Annotated in this window: 17 protein-coding genes; 10 read left to right on the top strand and 7 right to left on the bottom strand. The window is 72.6% G+C overall.

Annotated features, from left to right (window positions below; genetic code table 11):
- The first annotated feature begins 86 nt into the window (after positions 1-86).
- The 4 genes from pspAB to CLV72_RS20075 all read left to right on the top strand — a co-directional run bounded on the left by pspAB (position 87) and on the right by CLV72_RS20075 (position 3,554).
- Complete coding sequence (gene pspAB / locus CLV72_RS20090) at positions 87-653, top strand: PspA-associated protein PspAB (RefSeq protein ID WP_106248733.1); 567 nt, start codon at positions 87-89, stop codon at positions 651-653.
- 85 nt (positions 654-738) lie between these two features.
- Complete coding sequence (locus CLV72_RS20085; protein ID WP_106248730.1) at positions 739-1,839, top strand: glycerate kinase family protein; 1,101 nt, start codon at positions 739-741, stop codon at positions 1,837-1,839.
- A 195-nt stretch (positions 1,840-2,034) separates the two neighbouring features.
- Positions 2,035-2,391 carry a HesB/IscA family protein gene (locus CLV72_RS20080; protein WP_106248727.1) on the top strand — a complete coding sequence of 119 codons (357 nt, stop codon included), beginning with the start codon at positions 2,035-2,037 and terminating at the stop codon, positions 2,389-2,391.
- A gap of 176 nt (positions 2,392-2,567) precedes the next feature.
- On the top strand, positions 2,568-3,554 hold the full coding sequence (locus CLV72_RS20075; protein ID WP_106249561.1) for a carbohydrate kinase family protein: 987 nt from the start codon (positions 2,568-2,570) through the stop codon (positions 3,552-3,554).
- 10 nt (positions 3,555-3,564) lie between these two features.
- On the opposite strand, the gene CLV72_RS32320 is transcribed toward CLV72_RS20075, so the two are convergent.
- A complete protein-coding gene (locus CLV72_RS32320; RefSeq protein ID WP_170141047.1) occupies positions 3,565-3,933 on the bottom strand; it encodes a DUF2470 domain-containing protein in 369 nt (122 codons plus the stop codon).
- Positions 3,934-4,458: 525 nt separating this feature from the next.
- On the opposite strand from CLV72_RS32320, the gene rpsD reads away from it, so the two are divergent.
- Positions 4,459-5,070 (top strand): 30S ribosomal protein S4, encoded by a 612-nt coding sequence (gene rpsD, locus CLV72_RS20065; protein ID WP_106248722.1) that lies wholly within the window; start codon positions 4,459-4,461, stop codon positions 5,068-5,070.
- Between the two features lie 92 nt (positions 5,071-5,162).
- Here rpsD and CLV72_RS20060 read toward each other — a convergent pair whose 3' ends face one another.
- Positions 5,163-5,402 (bottom strand): sulfurtransferase TusA family protein, encoded by a 240-nt coding sequence (locus tag CLV72_RS20060; RefSeq protein WP_106248719.1) that lies wholly within the window; start codon positions 5,400-5,402, stop codon positions 5,163-5,165.
- A gap of 59 nt (positions 5,403-5,461) precedes the next feature.
- Between CLV72_RS20060 and ctaC the strand changes: the two genes are divergently transcribed.
- The 5 genes from ctaC (at position 5,462) to CLV72_RS20025 (ending at position 11,181) form a co-directional block, all read left to right on the top strand.
- A complete protein-coding gene (gene ctaC, locus CLV72_RS31815) occupies positions 5,462-6,883 on the top strand; it encodes an aa3-type cytochrome oxidase subunit II (RefSeq protein ID WP_483860566.1) in 1,422 nt (473 codons plus the stop codon).
- A 77-nt stretch (positions 6,884-6,960) separates the two neighbouring features.
- Positions 6,961-8,559 (top strand): aa3-type cytochrome oxidase subunit I, encoded by a 1,599-nt coding sequence (gene ctaD, locus CLV72_RS20040; RefSeq protein WP_211303020.1) that lies wholly within the window; start codon positions 6,961-6,963, stop codon positions 8,557-8,559.
- A 10-nt stretch (positions 8,560-8,569) separates the two neighbouring features.
- Complete coding sequence (locus CLV72_RS20035) at positions 8,570-8,992, top strand: cytochrome c oxidase subunit 4 (protein WP_106248714.1); 423 nt, start codon at positions 8,570-8,572, stop codon at positions 8,990-8,992.
- 252 nt (positions 8,993-9,244) lie between these two features.
- The gene (locus tag CLV72_RS20030) at positions 9,245-10,600 is read left to right on the top strand and encodes a L,D-transpeptidase (RefSeq protein ID WP_106248712.1); all 1,356 of its coding nucleotides are present in this window, start codon (positions 9,245-9,247) and stop codon (positions 10,598-10,600) included.
- A complete protein-coding gene (locus CLV72_RS20025; RefSeq protein ID WP_106248709.1) occupies positions 10,597-11,181 on the top strand; it encodes a GNAT family N-acetyltransferase in 585 nt (194 codons plus the stop codon). The genes CLV72_RS20030 and CLV72_RS20025 overlap by 4 nt, the downstream gene beginning before the upstream one ends.
- Before the next feature lie 86 nt (positions 11,182-11,267).
- Here the strand turns inward: CLV72_RS20025 and CLV72_RS20020 are convergent, their stop codons facing one another.
- The 5 genes from CLV72_RS20020 to qcrC form a co-directional block, all read right to left on the bottom strand.
- Positions 11,268-13,778 (bottom strand): glycosyl hydrolase 2 galactose-binding domain-containing protein, encoded by a 2,511-nt coding sequence (locus tag CLV72_RS20020; RefSeq protein WP_106248707.1) that lies wholly within the window; start codon positions 13,776-13,778, stop codon positions 11,268-11,270.
- Between the two features lie 191 nt (positions 13,779-13,969).
- Positions 13,970-14,992, bottom strand: a complete 1,023-nt coding sequence (locus tag CLV72_RS20015; protein ID WP_106248704.1) for a LacI family DNA-binding transcriptional regulator — start codon at positions 14,990-14,992, stop codon at positions 13,970-13,972.
- A 254-nt stretch (positions 14,993-15,246) separates the two neighbouring features.
- A complete protein-coding gene (gene qcrB / locus CLV72_RS20010; protein ID WP_106248701.1) occupies positions 15,247-16,920 on the bottom strand; it encodes a cytochrome bc1 complex cytochrome b subunit in 1,674 nt (557 codons plus the stop codon).
- A gap of 3 nt (positions 16,921-16,923) precedes the next feature.
- Positions 16,924-18,108: a cytochrome bc1 complex Rieske iron-sulfur subunit gene (gene qcrA / locus CLV72_RS20005; RefSeq protein WP_106248698.1), complete on the bottom strand. Its 1,185-nt coding sequence runs from the start codon at positions 18,106-18,108 to the stop codon at positions 16,924-16,926.
- Positions 18,101-18,922, bottom strand: coding sequence for a cytochrome bc1 complex diheme cytochrome c subunit (gene qcrC, locus CLV72_RS20000; RefSeq protein ID WP_106248696.1), 822 nt, complete (start codon positions 18,920-18,922; stop codon positions 18,101-18,103). Before qcrC ends, qcrA begins: the two co-directional genes overlap by 8 nt.
- Positions 18,923-18,924: the final 2 nt, after the last annotated feature.

Genomic DNA, 18,924 nt, shown 5'->3' with positions numbered 1-18,924 from the left:
GTCGGGGGAGACGCCTCCCGGCGCATCCGACGATCTTCTCCCGCGCCGCCCGGCCCGCGCCATGCCGTACCGGGCACAATGGGGTGATGGGATTCCTCGACGCGCTGTTCGGCCGCTCCAAGCAGGTCCAGCCGAACCTCGACCGCCTGTTCGCGCTGCCGAGCGCGGCCGTCACCCTCCAGGCGTCCGCGGGCTTCACCCCCGCCGGCACCGGCTCGGTCTGCTTCCGCGCCGTCGAGGGCCAGGCCTTCAGCTCGGTGGCCGACGAGGTCACCGGCCTGCTGGAGTCGGTCGGCGGCGACATCGACGAGACCCGCGACGACTACGGCTACACCTGGGTCACCTCCACCCAGCCGCCCGACCGCCTCGACGCGCTCGTCACCGACATCCACGCGGTGAACTCCGCCCTGGAGGGCGCCGGCTTCGGGCCGCAGCTGCTGTGCTCGCTGTTCGGCTTCACCGACTCCGGCGGGCGGCGCCTGGCCCTGGTCTACCTCTACAAGCGCGGCACCTTCTTCCCCTTCGCCCCGCTGGGCGGGCAGCGCCGCGACAACGCGCTCGAACTCCAGGTCCGCGCCTCGGTCGCCGCCGACCTGCCGATCGAGCCGGAGCTGGAGCGCTGGCTGGCGCTGTGGGGCGCCCCCGGCATGTGACCGCGGCGCCCGCCTCGCGGCATTCTGTATGCACAGCCGCACCCCCGGTGGTCCGCCGTCCGGGGTGGGGCGGCAGACTGGGGGCGTGCGCATCGTGATAGCTCCCGACAAGTTCGCCGGCACCCTGACCGCGCTGGAGGCGGCCCGGGCCGTGGCCGAGGGCTGGCGCGGCGCCGACCCCGGCGCCGACACGCGCCTGCTGCCGCTGTCCGACGGCGGCCCCGGCTTCGTCGAGGTGATGACCACCGCCTCGGCCGAGCCCGTCACCCGCGCCCTCACGGTGCGCGGGCCGCTCGGCGAGCCCGTCGAGGCGGCCTGGGTGGAGGCCGGCGGCACCGCCTACATCGAGAGCGCGCAGGCGTGCGGGCTGCACCTGGTACCCGCGAACCGGCGCGACCCCGGGGTCACCACCAGCCACGGCGTCGGCGAGCTGATCGCCGACGCCCTCGGCCACGGGCTGCGCCGCGTCGTGGTCGGCCTCGGCGGCAGCGCCACCAACGACGGCGGCGCCGGCCTGCTGGCCGCGCTCGGCGCCGAGCCCGCCGAGGGACTGCGCCGCGGCGGCGCGGCGCTGCCCGCGCTCGACCGGGTCGACACCGCCGCCGCCCGCGAGCGGCTGGCCGGGGTGAGCCTGGTGGCCGCCACCGACGTGGACAACCCGCTGCTGGGGCCGGAGGGCGCCAGCGCGGTCTTCGGCCCGCAGAAGGGGGCCGACGAGGAGCAGGTGCGCCGCCTGGACGCCGCCCTCGCCGCCTTCGCTGACCGCACCGACCCCGGCGGCCTGCGCGAGCGGCCCGGCTCCGGCGCGGCGGGCGGGCTCGGCTACGCCCTGCTGCTGCTCGGCGGCGAGGTCGTGTCGGGCATCAGCACCGTGTTGGACGCCGTCGACCTGGACGGCCACCTCGACGGCGCCGACGTGGTCGTCACCGGGGAGGGCTCCTTCGACGGCCAGTCGCTGCGCGGGAAGCTGCCCTACGGCGTCGCGCAGGCGGCCAGGGCGCGGGGGGTGCCCTGCCTGGTGCTGGCCGGGCGGGTGCAGGTGGACGCCGCCGAGGCGGCGGCGGCCGGCATCGCCGGCACCTACGCGCTGGTGGACTCGGCCGGCTCGGTCGAGGCGGCCATGGCCGACTCCGCCGGGGAGCTGCGCCGGCTCGCCCGCAGCGTGGCCGAGGGCTGGCGGCGCTGAGCGGCGCGCACTCCGCCGCGTGTGCCACCATGGAAGGACGGCCGGAGGCGGACACGGCACTGTCGACGGTCCCTTCGACGAGCATCGCCGATCTTCGGGTACCGGCACAGGAATGCGGAGCACCGCGGTGCGGTTGACCGCTAGAGACGAGTCTGTGGCCGTCGCCGGACGGCCATCCACCATAGGAGCCAGCACATGACAGTTCAGGGCGAGACCACCGAGCAGCAGCAGGGCGTGATCCTGACTGACGGAGCGGCCGGCAAGGTCAAGAGCCTGCTCGAGCAGGAGGGCCGCGACGACCTCGCGCTGCGCATCGCGGTGCAGCCTGGCGGCTGCTCGGGGCTGCGGTACCAGCTCTTCTTCGACGACCGGCAGCTCGACGGCGACGTGGTCGCCACCTTCGGCGGGGTGAACGTCGTCACCGACCGCATGAGCGCTCCCTATGTGCAGGGCGCCAGCATCGACTTCGTCGACACGATCGAGAAGCAGGGCTTCACGATCGACAACCCCAACGCCACCAACTCCTGCGCCTGCGGCGACTCCTTCCACTGAGCCCGCCGCGCGTCCGGGCCGCGGGCCCGGCGCGGGGAGACCGGACGCCCCGTCCGAGCGGACGGGGCGTCGGCGCGCCCGGCACCGCCCCGCCCGGCGGCGTTCGGCGCCCGCGGCCGCCGCCGCCCGGGTAAGGTGACGGGGTTCCGCCCATCGTGCCCGAGGAGACCCCCGCCGTGCGCATCGCCGTCACCGGTTCGATCGCTACCGATCACCTGATGACCTTCCCCGGCCGCTTCGCCGAGCAGTTCGTCGCCGACCGGCTGGACCGGGTGTCGCTGTCCTTCCTGGTCGACGCGCTGGAGATCCGCCGCGGCGGGGTGGCGGCCAACATCTGCTTCGGCATGGGCGCGCTGGGCCTGTCGCCGATCCTCGTCGGCGCGGTGGGCCCCGACTTCGCCGACTACCGCTCCTGGCTGGAGCGCCACGGCGTCGACACCGAGTCGGTGCACGTCTCCGAGCTGCACCACACCGCCAGGTTCGTCTGCACCACCGACGCCGACCACAACCAGATCGCCTCCTTCTACGCCGGGGCGATGGCCGAGGCCCGCAACATCGAGCTGCGGCCGGTGGCCGAGCGCGTCGGCGGCCTCGACCTGGTGATGATCGCGGCGAACGACCCCGAGGCGATGCTGCGCCACACCGACGAGTGCCGCGAGCGCGGCTACGCCTTCGCCGCCGACCCCTCGCAGCAGCTGGCGCGGATGGAGCGCGCCGAGATCCGCCGCCTGGTCGGCGGCGCGGAGTTCCTGTTCAGCAACGAGTACGAGAAGGCGCTGATCGAGCAGAAGTCCGGCTGGTCCGACGCCGAGCTGCTCGGCATGGTCGGCACCCGGGTGACCACCCTGGGCTCCAAGGGGGTCAGGATCGACCGGGCCGGCGAGCCCGCCGTGCAGGTGGCCGCGCTGCCCACCGACCGGCTGGTCGACCCCACCGGGGTCGGCGACGCCTTCCGGGCCGGCTTCCTGAGCGGCCTGGCCGCCGGGCTCGGCCTGGAGCACAGCGCGCAGCTGGGCAATCTGGTGGCCGTGCACGTGCTGGAGGCCGTCGGGCCCCAGGAGTACACCCTGGGCCGCCAGGCGGCCCTGGACCGCTTCGCCGCCGCCTACGGCGAGAACGCCGCCGCGGCGGTCGAGCCGGCGCTGCGCTGCCCGGTGCCCTAGCGGCCGCGCCTCAGCGCACCTTCGGCGCGGGCCGGGCGTGCATGAGGTCGTGCAGGGCGCGCTCCAGATCGCGGGGGTGCTCCGCCGGGGCGCTCCACGGCAGCCGGATCAGCACCGGCCCGCAGCCGGCGCCCGGCTCCGCGGGCCGCGGCAGGGGCTGCACCCACAGAGTGGAGCCGTGCCGGTCCAGCTCCCACAGCCAGGCGCGGCCCTCGGGCGCGCCCGGGATGTGCGCGAGGGCCGCGCTGAGTTCGTCGCGGTGCCGGTCGTTGACGTGGGCGAGCAGCCGTTCGGCCGCGCCGGCGAGCGGGTCGGGCTCGGCCGCCAGGAAGGCGCCGCCGTCCAGCACACCGCCGGCGTCGTAGGTGTCGTAAATCACAACTGCGGGCTCCACCCGTGCCAAAAGCGGTGTTTGACGTGTGGAATCATGGTCTGTAGCAGCGAGTAGGTCTTCGTCGGGCAGCCTTTCCCAGACACTGAGTGCGGCATCGCGGCACTCGGCTGCGGGAATGACCGAGACCCAGCCTTCGAACCAGAGCCGTGCCCGCACCGTCGGTACCGATCCGACGGTCCGGTGTGCGGCCAGGTCGACGCTGACCCCTAGGTCGGCGCGACCGTGGCGGGTCGCCCGAAGCGGTTGATGCAGCGGATGATCGACCCCGATCAGAACGATCGCGCGGCCGGTGGGATCCACGGCTCCACGCACGGAACTCCGTGTGCCGGGGTCGTCGGTGAGCGCCACCGCCGTGGGGGTCGCCGCCGCGGCGAGAGAACGGACCCGTTCGATGGGGGACGGGCTGACTTGGCGCATGACCACCTCCTTGACTTAGGTAAGACTTACCTAAGTCGCTTCGAGATGCAAGGCAGTGCGGCCGTCCCCGGCCGTTGATGTGGAGGAGATTGAATGCGCTACACCGGACCGAAGGTGCGCCTGTCGCGGCGCGCCGGCGCCCCGTTGACCCGCAAGGCGGTCGACTACTTCGAGAAGCGGCCCTACCCCCCGGGTGAGCACGGCCGCCGCGTCCGGCGCTCCAACAGCGACTACGGCGTGCGCCAGCTGGAGAAGCAGAAGCTGCGCTGGTACTACGACCTCTCCGAGAAGCAGCTCGCCAAGGCCTTCGAAGTGGCCAAGAAGCGCCCCGGGCGTACCGGCGAGGAGCTGATCGCCGAGCTGGAGACCCGCCTGGTCTCCCTGGTGCTGCGGGCCGGCTTCGCGCCGTCCATCTACGCCGCCCGGCAGTTCGTCAGCCACGGCCACATCGAGGTCGACGGCCAGCGGGTGAACATCCCGTCGTACAAGGTCAAGCCCGGCCAGGTCATCTCGGTGCGCGAGAAGTCCAAGAAGATCGTCGCCTTCATCGAGGCGGCCGAGGGCACCTTCGCCGACGACCGGCTCCCCGGCTACCTGGCGGTCAGCCACCGCGAGCTCAAGGCCGCGCTGGTCGACCGGCCCAAGCGCGAGCAGGTGCCGGTGCTCTTCGACGAGCAGCTGGTGGTGGAGTACTACTCGCGCTGACCCGCGAGCGAAGACCGGACCGCCCGGTCCCGCACCGCCCCTCGGGGCGGTCCGGGCCGGGCGGTCCGGCGTTTCGGCACCCCTCGGGGGCGTCAGTAGGCGCGGCGGATGTGGAAGGCGCTGCCGCCGCCGGGCAGCGGCACCTCGCGCACGAAGTCCTGCAGCTTCATCCGGCACCAGGCCGGGATGTCGGTGCGGGCGGCGGGGTCGTCGGCGCAGACCGCGATGATCGACCCGATCGGCACCTCGTTCAGCCGCTGGGCCAGCATGATGATCGGGATCGGGCACTTCCGGCCGAGCGCGTCGATGGTGAGTCGCGGGACCTCGGTCAAGATACGGCCTCTCCTGCGGCGACGCGGACACCGACAGGTTAACGCCGCCCCGGACGCGGGTGCGGCGCACGCAGCGATACGCTCGATGCGCGCCCCAGCGCGTCGACCACCGGCGGCTCCGCCGCCGATGCGCGGCGGCGGGGCGCGTCGGCAGCGGTGAACCGTGGCGGCGCGAGTGCCGTCCGGCCGGGCGCGAAGCCCCACGGCGGCAACACGCCCCGGGGGTCCGGCCCCAGATCGGCCTCGGAAAAGATGCGCGATACTGTTCCCCTGTCACTCCTGAAACATTGAGGAAAGCCCGAGGTTCGGGCATCACCGCTGGAAGGCAACCCGTGAGTCCGACCCGCCGTAGGAACCGGCGTTCTCGCCTGCGTCACTGGGCGCCGCGCGGGCTGGCGCTGGCCGCAGTGCCGGCGTTCGCGACGGCATGTACGTCGACCGAGTTCACCCGACTGGGCATGCCCGAGCCCGTCACCCAACAGGCGGAGCGGGTGCTCTCGCTCTGGCAGGGGTCGTGGATCGCCGCGTTCGGCGTCGGCATCCTGGTGTGGGGCCTGATCATCTGGTCGGTGATCTTCCACCGCAAGCGCTCCGACCGCCTGCCGCCGCAGGTGCGGTACAACATGCCGATCGAGGTGCTCTACACCGTCGTCCCGTTCGTGATCATCGCGGTGCTCTTCTACTTCACCGCCCGCGACCAGGACTACCTGCTGGAGACCGACGAGCAGCCCGACGTCGTCGTCAACGTCACGGCCTTCCAGTGGAGCTGGCGCTTCGACTACTACGACGCCGCCGCCATCCAGGCCGCGGGCGATGTCGACCTGCTGGCGCGCCCCGAGGCCTTCGGCGACATCGCCGAGCTGCCCGAGGAGCCGCACGGCGAGCCGACCGCCGAGCAGGAGGCCGCTCACGAGGCCGCGGTCGCCGCGGCCGAGGAGTCCGCCGAGCTGGCGGAGTCGCTGCCCGAGCCGGTCGCCACCACCGTCGGTGAGCCCGGCGAGGCCGCCCGCCCCGACCTCTACCTCCCCGAGGGCCAGGTCGTCCGCTTCAACCTCTACTCGCCCGACGTGATCCACTCCTTCTGGATCCCGGCGTTCCTGTTCAAGCTGGACGTGATCCCCGGCCAGATCAACACCTTCCAGGTGATCCCGACGACCCCGGGCACCTACGAGGGCCGCTGCGCCGAGCTGTGCGGTGTGGACCACTCCCAGATGCTGTTCCAGGCCCACGTCGTCGAGGGCGACGCCTTCCCCGCGCAGCTCGCCGAGGTCGCCGCCGCCAACCCGGACGCGCCGCCCCCGGGCGCCGACGACGAGAACGAGATCCGCTCGGGCGGACCCGCCGAGGAACCCGAACCCCAGGGCGGTACGCCCGGGGGAACCGAGACCCCGGGCACCCCCGAGGGCGAGCCGTCGAGCGAGCCCAGCCAGGGCGGCGCCGCCAGTCCGGAGACCGAACCGACCGAGGGAAGTGCGCAGTGACCACCACGGGCGAGTCGAGGCAGCTGGGCGCCGTCCAGCGTGAGCCGAGCCGCGCCGGGTCGAAGATCGTCGACTGGATGACGACGACAGACCACAAGACCATCGGCTACATGTACATCATCACGTCGTTCGGCTTCTTCGTCGTCGGCGGCGTGATGGCGCTGCTCATCCGTGCCGAGCTGATGTTCCCCGGCATGGACCTGATGACGAACGAGCAGTTCAACCAGCTGTTCACCATGCACGGCACCATCATGCTGCTGCTGTTCGCCACCCCGCTGTTCGTCGGCTTCTCCAATGTGCTGGTGCCGCTGCAGATCGGCGCCCCCGACGTCGCCTTCCCCAGGCTGAACCTGTTCGGGTACTACCTGTTCCTGTTCGGCGGCCTGATCACCATCAGCGGCTTCATCACCCCGGGCGGCGCCGCCAGCTTCGGCTGGTTCGCCTACACCCCGCTGTCGGACGCGGTGCGCTCGCCGGGCGTCGGCGGCGACCTGTGGATCATGGGCCTGGTGGTCAGCGGTCTCGGCACCATCCTGGCGGCCGTCAACTTCATCACCACCATCCTGTGCATGCGCGCGCCGGGCATGACCATGTTCCGGATGCCGATCTTCACCTGGAACGCGCTGCTCACCAGCGTGCTGGTGCTGCTCGCCTTCCCGGTGCTGACCGCCGCCCTGGTGGTGCTCGGCACCGACCGGATGATCGGCACCCACGTCTTCAGCACCGAGCACGGCGGCGCGATCCTCTGGCAGCACCTGTTCTGGTTCTTCGGCCATCCCGAGGTGTACATCGTGGCCCTGCCGTTCTTCGGCATCGTCACCGAGGTGCTGCCGGTGTTCAGCCGCAAGCCGCTGTTCGGCTACAAGACCCTGGTGTTCGCCACCATCGCGATCGCCGGCCTGTCCGTCACGGTGTGGGCGCACCACATGTTCCCCACCGGCGCGGTGCTGCTGCCCTTCTTCTCCTTCATGTCCTTCCTGATCGCGGTGCCCACCGGGGTGAAGTTCTTCAACTGGACCGGCACCATGTGGCGCGGCTCGCTGACCTTCGAGTCGCCGATGCTCTTCGCCATCGGCTTCCTGGTGACCTTCCTGTTCGGCGGGCTCACCGGCGTGCTGCTGGCCTCGCCGCCGATCGACTTCCACGTCACCGACAGCTACTTCGTGGTGGCCCACTTCCACTACGTGCTCTTCGGCACGGTGGTCTTCGCGATGTTCGCCGGCTTCTACTTCTGGTGGCCGAAGTTCACCGGCAAGATGCTGAACGAGGGCCTGGCGAAGTTCCACTTCTGGGTGCTGTTCATCGGCTTCCACACCACCTTCCTGGTGCAGCACTGGCTCGGCGCGGAGGGCATGCCCCGCCGCTACGCCGACTACCTGCCGGGCGACGGCTTCTGGGAGCTGAACATGGTGTCCTCGCTGGGCGCCTTCCTGCTCGGCGCGTCCACGTTCATCTTCTTCTGGAACGTCTGGATCACCCACAAGCGGGGCGAGCGGGTGCTGGCCGACGACCCGTGGGGCTACGCCGCCTCGCTGGAGTGGGCCACGTCCTGCCCGCCGCCGCGGCACAACTTCACCTCGCTGCCGCGCATCCGCTCGGAGCGGCCCGCCTTCGACCTGCACCACCCCGAGGTGGCGGCGGGCGAGCTGGTCAGCGGCACGAGCAGCAGGGACTAGGGGAGGCACCGTGAAGTTCCAGGCATATCTGTTCATCGGTGTCGGCCTGTTCTTCGGGCTGTGCGCCGCGATCTACGCCTACTGGACCGGCCTGGCCGGCGGGATCGAGTGGACCGGCACGGTCGCCCTGATCGTCTCCGTCTTCATGGCGCTGATGATCGGCAGTTGGCTGCTCGTCTCGGCCAGCAGGATCGAGCGGGTCCACGGCCGGGCGCCCGAGGACCAGCTGGAGGGCGAGATCGCCGACAACGCCGGCGAGCTGGGCTTCTTCAGCCCGCACAGCTGGTGGCCGCTGTTCGTCGCCATGTCGGTGGCGCTGGCCGCCGTCGGATTCGTCATCGGCTGGTGGCTGCTGGCCATCGGCGTCGCGGCGGTGCTGCTGACCGTGATGGGCATGGTCTTCGAGTACTACCGGGGTCACTTCGAGCACTGAGCGTGGCGTGCGCCGGGCTGCGGTGGGCCGCGGTCCGGCGCGCGGCCGTCCCGCAATAGCTTTGTGACACTGGGGCCAGGGTTCTCCGGCAGGAGCCCTGGCCTCACGCGATAGTGTGTGGCCGGTAGACAACTTCACCTTTTTCCCGCGTCCTCCCGGTTCCGGCCGGTGAGAGCGGGCGCGTGGAACCCTTTCGGCGGAATGGGCATCTGAGGTCCCAGGGGGTCCGCCGAGCGGCCGGAGGAGACGACTGTGGAGGTCGAGGACGTGAGGGGCAGCGCCGTACTCGGGCGTCGCAAGCTGGCCGCGGCACTGAGCGGCATCGCGCTCGTGTTCGCCGCGGCCTGCCAGGGCGGGGGCACAGAAGCGAGCGGTACCGCGGGCGGGGGAGACCCGGCCGCGCCCGAGGCCGCGCAGGTCGAGATCGTCCCGGCCGACGGCGGCGCCGACGTGCGTCCTGACCAGCCCATCGTGGTCACCGCCGCCACCGGTACCATCGAGGACGTCGTGGTCGAGCGGGCCGGGGGCGGCGCCTCCGCGAGCCCGGCCGCCGATGCCTCGGCCGAGGACGGCGGGGAGCAGCCCGGCCTCGACGAGGTCACCGGCACCCTCAACGACGACAGCACCGTCTGGACCTCCACCTGGACGCTGCACCCCGGCACCGAGTACACCGTCACCGCCACGGCCGCCATCGAGGGCGGCGAGCCCACCACGGTCACCAGCAGCTTCACCACGCTGACCCCCGAGGCGACGGTCTCGGTCACCGACGTCACCCCGCAGGGCGACGAGACGGTCGGCGTCGGCCTGCCGATCATCGTCACCTTCGACCGCGAGGTGCACAACAAGGAGCTGGTCGAGCGCGCGCTGGAGGTCCGCTCCGAGGAGCCGGCCGAGGGCGCCTGGAACTGGCTCAGCGACACCCAGGCCGTCTTCCGCACCAGCGAGTACTGGGCGCCGAACCAGACCGTCACCCTCAACGCCCGGATGGCCGGGGTCCGTTCCAGCCAGGACGTCTACGGCGTCCAGAACAGCTCCTATGAGTTCAACATCGGCGACTCCCAGATCTTCACCGTCGACACCGACTCCCACCGGATGACCGTCGAGGTCAACGGCGAGGAGGTCCAGGACTTCCCGATCAGCGCCGGCAACGAGACCACCCGCGCGTACACCACCACCAGCGGCGTGCACATCAACATGGAGAAGTACGAGGACCTGGTGATGGACTCCGCCACGGTGGGCATCCCCGAGGGCCACCCGGACTACTACCGGATCGAGGCCCGCCACGCGGTGCGGATCTCCAACAGCGGCGAGTTCCACCACGGCGCGCCCTGGAACGGCCAGCTCGGCCAGGCCAACACCAGCCACGGCTGCGTGAACCTCTCGGCGGCCGACGCCGAGTGGGTGTACAACCACTCCCAGCGCGGCGACATCACCGTCATCACCGGCACCGACCGCGAGCTGGAGTGGAACAACGGCTGGGGCTTCTACCAGCTGAGCTGGGACGAGTGGCTGGGCAACAGCAACCTCGACGAGCCCTGGCAGACCGGCCCCGACGCCGCCGGCCCGCCCGCCCTGCCCGAGAGCGCCTCGGCCTCGCCCAGCGAGTGACCCGCCGCGCCGCGGCACTCGCGCCCTCGGTGCTCACCAGCGGCCGGCTCGTGCTCCGGCCGGTGGAGGAGTCCGACGAGCCGGCCGTCGCCGAGGCGCTGCGCGACCCCGGGATCCTGCGCTGGGCGGTCGGAACGGCGGTGGCCGCGGCCCCCGAGGCGCAGCGCGCCCGGCGGTGGGTGCGGTCCCGCGCCGGCGCGTGGTCCAGCGGCACGGCCGCCTTCGCCGTCGTCGGCGCCGCCGACGGAGCGCTGCTCGGCTCGGTGAGCGTCCGCGACGTGGACCGGCTGCCGGACCAGGCGGCCGTCACCTACTGGACGGCTCCGTGGGCCCGCGGCCGGGGCGTGGCGGCACGCGCCCTGGAGGCCGCGAGCCGCTGGGCGCTGGGCGGCCGCGACGGCGGCGGGCTCGGACTGCACCGGCTGTGGCTGGACCACGCGTTGGCCAACGAGGCGTCGTGCCGGGTGGCGCTGCGGACCGGCTTCCGGTACGAGGGGACCATGCGCGACTTCTACCTCGACGCGTCGGGCCGGCGGCACGACTCCCACCTGCACGCCCGGCTGGCGACCGACCGGGGGTGAGGGCGGTGCCCGCAGCAGGCCGGGCACAGGCCCGCCCGGCGCCGTGAGGGATCGGTACGGCGCCGGGCGGGGTCGGTTCCGCCGGGTCAGGCCGCCGGTGTCCTCGGCCGGCGGACGGTGTCGTTCACGCAGCGCAGCACCGGCGGGCGGACCAGCGCGGCAGGGTCGAGCGCGGCGGTGCCGCGCACCAGGAAGCGGTGGGTCTCGCCGGGCAGCAGCGTGACCAGCATGTCGTCCACCTCCGCGCCCGGGTCGAGCCGGTCGGCGAAGATCGCCAGGTCGCGCAGCAGGGTCTGCGCGGTCACGGTGACCAGCCACCCCTCGGGCACCGCGGCGACCTTGGCCTCGAAGAGGGCGGCCGGGTACTCGATGTCGGCGTCCTCGGTGAAGAAGCGGTGGCCGCGCAGCTCGTCGGCGTCGGCGGTGACCAGCTCGGCCTGCGGCACGTCGGGGCGGGCCACCCGCTCGGGCAGCACCGCGTGCGCGACGGCGCGCGGCGGCACCCGCACCGGCAGCTCCGCCCTGGCCAGCACCCGGCCGGACAGGTCGCGGCGGGCCACGACGGCGGTGGTGTCCCAGGCTTCGTCGGTGTCGTTGGCCAGTACGGCCGTGAGGCCGCCGCCCGCGGCGGGCTGCAGGGTGACCAGGCGCGGGCGGTAGGCGGCGCGCAGCGCGTACCACAGCGGCTTGCGGCGGGCGTCCCCGTCGACCATGGCCCAGGAGGTGACGGGCCAGCAGTCGTTGATCTGCCAGACGACCGTGCCCATGCAGGTGGGCTGCTGAGCGCGGAAGTGCTCCACGCCCAGGGCGATCGCGCGGGCCTGGTTCAGCTGGGTCAGGTAGTGCCAGTCGTCGAAGTCGGCCGGCTCGGCGAAGTGCGGCGCCAGCCCGCGCTCCAGCTTGCCGTTGCCGTCGACGGCCTTCTGGTGGTGCAGCAGACCGGGGGAGTCGGGCCGCAGCGGCCGGTCGGAGACGGCGCGGCGCAGGGTGGCGTAGGCGGGCGGCGCCTGGAAGCCGAACTCGGCGACGAAGCGCGGCCGGTACTCCAGGTAGGCGGTGTAGTCGCGCCGGTTCCACACGTCCCAGATGTGCATGGGGCCGTGCGCGGGGTCGTTGGGGTGCACCTCGGGGCGGCCGGAGTACGGGCTGCCCGGCCAGTAGGGGCGGGTGGGGTCGAGTTCGGCGACGACGCGGGGCAGCAGGTCGAGGTAGTAGCCCTCGCCCCAGCTCCGCCCGGCCAGCGGCTCCACCCAGTCCCAGTCGGCGTACCCCCAGATGTTCTCGTTGTTGCCGTTCCACAGCACCAGGCTGGGGTGCGGGGCGAGCCGGACGACCGCGTCGCGGGCCTCGGCCTCGACCTCGGCGGCCAGCGGCTCCTCCTCGGGGTAGGCGGCGCAGGCGAACAGGAAGTCCTGCCAGACCATCAGGCCCCGTTCGTCGCAGAGCCGGTAGAAGTCGTCGCTCTCGTAGATGCCGCCGCCCCAGATCCGCAGCAGGTTGAGGTTGGCGTCGACCGCCTGGTCCAGCCGCTGCGCGTAGCGGGCGGCGTCGACCCGGGAGGGGAAGCAGTCGTCGGGGATCCAGTTGGCGCCCTTGACCAGGACGGGGCGGCCGTTGACCACGAAGGTGAAGGCGGTGCCGGTGTCGTCGGCCGAGGTGTCCAGCTCGACGGTGCGGAAGCCGACGCGGCGCCGCCAGCTGTCCAGTTCGGCGCCGTCGGGACCGGCCAGCACCAGCTCCAGCGGGTAGAGCGCCGCCTCGCCGTAGCCGCGGGGCCACCACAGCGCCGGGTCGGGCACCTCCACCACCGCGGTCGCCTCGGTGGCCCCGGCGGGCACGGTGACCTCGACGTCGCGGCCGGCGACGGCGGCCCGCAGGATCAGCTCGGCCTCGCGGCCGGGGCCGCTGCGCTCGATGTCGACGTGCACGGCCGCCTCGCCGATCCTGCGGCCGTCGGGCCCGGTGCGCACGGTGACCAGCGGGCGGACCCGGGCCAGCCGGGCGGTGCTCCAGGCGTGCAGCCAGATCGGCCGCCAGATGCCGGCGGTGACCAGGGTGGGGCCCCAGTCCCAGCCGAAGTTGCAGGCCATCTTCCTGATGAAGTTGAAGGGTTCGGGGTACGAGCAGGGCCGGTCGCCCAGCCGCTCGCGCAGCTCCTCGGCGTAGCGGTAGGCGGAGCCGAAGGTGATCTCCAGGGCGGCGGGGCCCGCGCCGGGCCGCAGTGCCGGGAGCAGGTCGAAGCGGTAGCCGCGGTGCATATTGGCGGTGGAGCCGACGGTGCGGCCGTCCACCGCGATCTCGGCGACGGTGTCCAGCCCCTCGCAGACCAGGTCGAGCCGTTCGTGGCCGTTCGGGCCCACCAGCCCCGACACGTCCAGGGGGCGGCTGTAGCGCCACTCGGTGCGGCCGATCCAGGCCAGCGCGGTCTCGTTGGCGTCCAGGTACGGGTCGGGGATCAGCCCGGCGGCCAGCAGGTCGGTGTGGACGCAGCCGGGCACCGCCGCCGGGATGCCGGCCTCGGTCGCGGGTGCGGCGGCGGGGGGAGCGCCCACCGCCCGCATGGTCCAGTCGTCACGCAGGTCGATGCGCTCTGCCATCGGCTCTCCAGCCTCAGTCGGTGCAGACGGGGGGTTGTGCCGTTCGCCGCTCGCGGCCGCGGCGGCCGGGGCCCGCCACGGTGACCGGGTGAGGGAAGCACATCACTAAACCGGTTCAGTGTCAAGATCGCGAATGCGCACCCGGGGCCGCCGGGCGGCGCCGGAGGGAGGGTGCGGGCGGCCGCGGCGGCTCAGCCGGCCGGGTGGAACGGCCCGGTGCTGCCGCGCGGGACCAGCTCGAAGGCGCTGGCGGCCAGCCGCGCCGGCGGGCCGCCGTCGACCAGGCGCAGCAGCAGCCGGGCGGCCTGCTCGCCGTAGTCGACCACGTCGCGCCGCACCGCGGTGAGGGCCGGCCGCAGGGTGCGGCAGAGCGGGGAGTCGTCCCAGGCCACGATGGACAGCCGGTCGGGCACCTGGACCCCCATGTCCTGCGCCACGCCGAGCGCGGCCACCGCCATCAGGTCGTTGTCGAAGATCAGCGCCGTGGGCGGCTCCGGCGCCGCCAGCAGCTCGCGGGTGAGCCGGGCGCCCTCCTCGCCGGAGTAGTCGGCGTGCGCCACCTGCGCCCCGTCCAGGCCCAGGTCCGCGGCGGCGCCGTGGAAGGCGGCCGACCTGGCCCTGGTGTGCACGAACTCGGCCGGGCCCGCCACCCGGGCGATCCTGCGGTGGCCGAGCCCGGCCAGGTGGTCGACGACCGCGCGCATGGCGGCGTCGTCGTCGGACCACACGCACGACAGCGCGCCGGTGTCGTCAGGGCCGCCGATCACCACGGCGGGCAGCCCCAGTTCGGCGACGGTGGTGATCCGGGGGTCGGCCACCCGAAGGTCCACCAGGAGCACACCGTCGACCCGGCGCTCGGCGTACCAGCGGCGGTAGGTGGCGATCTCGGCGGTGGCGTCGTCGGAGACCTGGAGCAGCAGCGCGGTCGGGCCGCCCGCCAGGGCGCTCTGGATGCCCGCGATCAGCCGCATGAAGAAGGGTTCGCTGCCGAGCACCTGCGCCGGGCGGTCCACCACCAGGCCGATCGCGCCGGCCCGGCCGTCGGAGAGCGCGCGGGCCGCGCTGCTGGGCGCCCAGCCCAGTTCGGCGGCGATCTCCAGGATCCTGCGCCGGGTCGGCTCGGAGACGCCGGGCCGGCCGTTCAGCGCGTAGGAGACCGCCCCCTTGGAGACGCCCGCGGCCCGCGCGATGTCGACGATCGTCGGACGGCGCATCTTCGCCCACCTCCGCCCGCCGCCCCCAGGCGGCGCTCTGCTCGGGCCGCAGGAGGCGTCCGAGCGCCGGCGCGGCCCGCCGGAGGGCGGCCCGCGCGGCACCGTACTGCGGTGAACCGGTTTTGTACTCCGGAAGGATAACAGTGTGGCGGCCCGGCGGCTCCCGTTCCGATCACCGAAGTGCCCGCACACGGCGGCGGGCCCGGCACTCGCTCGGAGTGCCGGGCCCGCCCGTGCGGCCCTTCAGCGGCGCGTCAGTGCTTGTCCGACGGCCCCGAGGAGACGGCGGCGCGACCGGAGCCCGCGCCCTCCTCCACGGCGGCGTGGCCGTCGCCGTGGCCGCCGTCGTGCTCGTCGAAGTCCACCTTGTCGCGGGTGAACCAGCGGCTCGCCGCACCGCGCAGCTTGCCCAGCGGCGAGCGGGTGCGCGGGTCGGGTACGCCGTTCTCGTCCACCGCCCCGGTGCGGATCTCCAGCGGCTCGCTCGCCACCTTGCTGCGCAGCTCGACGGCGGCGTCCGCGCCGACGGGCTGGTGCACCTCGATGAACTCGCCGCTCGGGAGCTGCTTGACGATGCCGCTCTCGTAGCCGTGGTGGAGTTCGTCGCGGTCGCGCCGCTGCAGGCCCAGGCAGACCCGGCGCGTCACGATGAACGCGATGATCGGACCCACGATGAGCGACACCCGGAAGATCCAGGTGGTCAGGTAGAGGTCGATGTAGAAGATCTCCGAGATCAGGTCGTTCGCGCCGGCCAGCAGCAGCACCCCGTAGAAGGTGATGCCGGTGACGCCCAGGGCGGTGCGGGTCGGGGCGTTGCGCGGCCGGTCGGCGGTGTGGTGCTGGCGCTTGTCGCCGGTGATCCACGCCTCCAGGAACGGCCACAGCATCAGCGCCGTGAACAGGATGCCCGGGATGACCAGCGCCGGTATCAGCGTGCTCAGGCTCAGCGGATGCCCGAAGATCAGCGGTTCCCACTGCGGGAACAGCCGCAGCGAGCCCTCCATGAACCCGATGTAGAAGTCGGGCTGCGAGCCCGCGCTGATCGAGGTGGGCGTGTAGGGCCCGAACAGCCAGATCGGGTTGATCTGGAAGACCGACGCCATCAGCGCGGTGAAGCCGAACACGAAGAAGAAGAACGCGCCGGCCTTCACGGCGAAGGCCGGGTACATCGGAGTGCCGACCACATTGGACTCGGTGCGGCCCCTGCCCGGGTACTGGGTGTGCTTCTGGATCCACACGATCAGCACGTGCGCGCCGACCAGCGCCAGCATGATGCCCGGCAGCAGCAGGACGTGCACGGTGAACAGCCGGGGGATGATCGCCTCGCCGGGGAACTCCCCGTCGAAGAGGAACATCTGCGCGTAGGAGCCGATGACCGGGACGGCCAGCGCCACCCCCTGCATCAGCCGGATGCCGACGCCCGACAGCAGGTCGTCGGGGAGCGAGTAGCCCAGCAGGCCCTCGACCATCGCCAGGATCAGCAGGGTGGCGCCGATGAGCCAGTTCAGCTCACGCGGCTTGCGGAAGGCGCCGGTGAAGAACACCCGCATCATGTGCATCAGGATCGCGGCCACGAAGATCAGCGCGGCCCAGTGGTGGATCTGCCGGACCAGCAGGCCGCCGCGGACGTCGAAGCTGATGTGCAGGGCCGAGGCGTAGGCCTCGCTCATCATCACGCCCTGCAGCGGCGCGTAGGAGCCGGTGTACTCCACCTCCAGCATCGAGGGCCGGAACCACAGGGTCAGGAAGACCCCGGTGAGCAGCACGATGATGAAGGAGTAGAGCGCGACCTCGCCGAGCATGAACGACCAGTGGTTCGGGAACACCTTGCGCATGTTGGTGCGCAGCATGCTCGAACCGTGGAAGCGTTCGTCCAGGTAGGTGCCGAGCGCCCCGAGGGCTTTCGGCGGGGTGGTGGGCTGGCTCATGGCTCAGCTGCCCTCCTCTGGGTCCAGGTGCTCGTTGCCGCGCTCCCAGAAGTTCGGGCCGCGCTCCCAGAAGCTGGGGCCGACGGCGTCGGGGTAGTCGGAGACCGCCACCAGGTAGCCCTCGCTGTCGACCGCCAGCGGCAGCATCGGCAGCGCGCGCCCGGCCGGGCCGAAGATGACCTCGCCGCCGTTGCGGGCGTCGAAGGTCGACTGGTGGCAGGGGCACAGGATGCGGTGGGTGGTCTGCTCGTAGAGCGCCGCGGCGCAGCCGACGTGGGTGCAGACCTTGGAGTAGGCGATGATCCCGTCGATGGTGAAGTCGAGCCGCTCGGGCGGCAGGGCCAGCTCCTCGGGCCGCATCTTGATCAGCAGCGTGACGGCCTTGGCCTGCTCGGTCAGCGAGAGGTGGCCCTCGTGGCCGTCCTCGCCCGGGTCGGGCTCGGGCAGCACCGTGATGATCGAGCCGGGGGAGTCGAACTCCGCCGCCAGGATCGGCTGGTTGGTGCCCTCGATGAGCAGCCGGCGCGGCCGGCCGTCGGGACCCGGCGCCCACGCGGTGTGCCTGAGCACCTCGATGTTGTTGGGGCCGAGGTCGCGCAGCAGCACGATCGGGGCCAGGCCGAGCGGCACCATGGCCAGCAGCAGGGTGCGCCGCAGCATCGGCCGCTTGACGATGCCGCTCTCGTTGGCGCCCTTCATGAAGTAGTCGCCGAACTCGCGGCGCTCGCCGCCCGACGGGGGGTCGTGCCGCTCGTCGACCACCTCGTAGTGCGGCATCACCTTGCGCACCCAGATCGTCATGCCGACGGCGATGGCCAGCAGGGCGATGGCGAGGGAGAGGCCGAGGCCGAAGTTGGAGTAGCGCGCCGCCAGGGTGGCCGAGCCCTCGGGGGCGTGCTCGCCGATCCGGAAGGCGAAGTAGGCGACGAAGAAGCCGATGCCGGCCACCATCGCGACCAGGAAGGCGACGGAGGCCCAGCGCTCACCGCTGCGCTGCTCCTTCTCCGGGCGGGCGTGGAACATGCCCGGGTAGGCGGCTCCGGCCTCGGCCGCCTCCCGCGGGTCCTCGGCGGCGAGGGCCGGGCCGGTGGCCGGCGGAGTGCCGATGACCCTCCTGCGGCGGCGGGCGGGGCCGTCGTCGGGCCCCTCCGCGCCTCCGCCCGCGTTCGTGTCGTTGGTGTCAGTCATTTTCCCGCTGCCTCGCAGTGATCCACATGGCCGCGGCCACGATGAGGCCGATTCCGACGGTCCAGGCCACCAGGCCCTCGCTGGACGGGCCGAGCCTGCCCAGGTTGAACAGACCGCCGGAGTCGGGCTCGGCGCGGACGGTGACGATGTAGTTGATGATCCCGAGCTTCTCCTCCGGCGTCAGCGTCTCGTCGTCGAACACCGGCATCGCGCCGGGGCCGGAGATCAGCGCCTCGTAGATCTGCTCGGGGGTGCTCTCGGTGAGTTCCGGCGCGAACCGGCCGCCGGTCAGCGCGCCGCCCTGGCCGACGAAGTTGTGGCACTGGGCGCAGTTGGACATGAAGACGCGCTGGCCCAGCTCGATGTCGCCTCTGGCGTAGTCCTCGTCGGGGTCGACGCTCGCCGGGATCTCGGGGCCGCCGCCGAAGGAGGTGCTGACGTAGGCGGCGAGCTGGTCGATCTGCTCCTCGGTGAACACCGGCGGCTTGCGCGGCATCTGCACGTCGGGGTTCATCGACGGCATGCGGCCCGTGCTGACCTGGAAGTCGACGGCGGCGGCGCCGACGCCCTGCAGGGACGGCATGCCGTTGCGGCCCTGGCCGTCGATGCCGTGGCAGCTGGAGCAGCTCTGCTCGAAGAGCGCCTGGCCGGCGGCGAGGTCCTGCTGGGTGGCGCCCGCCTCCTGGGTGCGCGCCTCGGCCCGGTCGGCATTGGGGGCCAGTACGGCCCACAGGGTGCCGATCGCCACCAAGGCGAAGAAGACGACCGCGTATCCCATCAGGGGATGCCGCCGCCGCGCGGTGATCCAATTCACGG

Origin of the sequence: Allonocardiopsis opalescens (assembly GCF_003002095.1) — a bacterium.
Taxonomy (GTDB): Bacteria; Actinomycetota; Actinomycetes; order Streptosporangiales; family Streptosporangiaceae; genus Allonocardiopsis; species Allonocardiopsis opalescens.
Note: the sequence above shows the minus strand (reverse complement) of the source record. Positions and strands in the feature narration are given on the sequence as shown.

Excerpts from the sequence above, each read along its gene's own strand:
- qcrB (WP_106248701.1), bottom strand. The coding sequence starts at position 16,920 with ATGAGCCAGCCCACCACCCCGCCGAAAGCCCTCGGGGCGCTCGGCACC.
- rpsD (WP_106248722.1), top strand. The coding sequence starts at position 4,459 with ATGCGCTACACCGGACCGAAGGTGCGCCTGTCGCGGCGCGCCGGCGCC.
- pspAB (WP_106248733.1), top strand. The coding sequence starts at position 87 with ATGGGATTCCTCGACGCGCTGTTCGGCCGCTCCAAGCAGGTCCAGCCG.
- CLV72_RS20015 (WP_106248704.1), bottom strand. The coding sequence starts at position 14,992 with ATGCGCCGTCCGACGATCGTCGACATCGCGCGGGCCGCGGGCGTCTCC.
- ctaD (WP_211303020.1), top strand. The coding sequence starts at position 6,961 with ATGACGACGACAGACCACAAGACCATCGGCTACATGTACATCATCACG.
- CLV72_RS20080 (WP_106248727.1), top strand. The coding sequence starts at position 2,035 with ATGACAGTTCAGGGCGAGACCACCGAGCAGCAGCAGGGCGTGATCCTG.
- qcrA (WP_106248698.1), bottom strand. The coding sequence starts at position 18,108 with ATGACTGACACCAACGACACGAACGCGGGCGGAGGCGCGGAGGGGCCC.
- CLV72_RS20020 (WP_106248707.1), bottom strand. The coding sequence starts at position 13,778 with ATGGCAGAGCGCATCGACCTGCGTGACGACTGGACCATGCGGGCGGTG.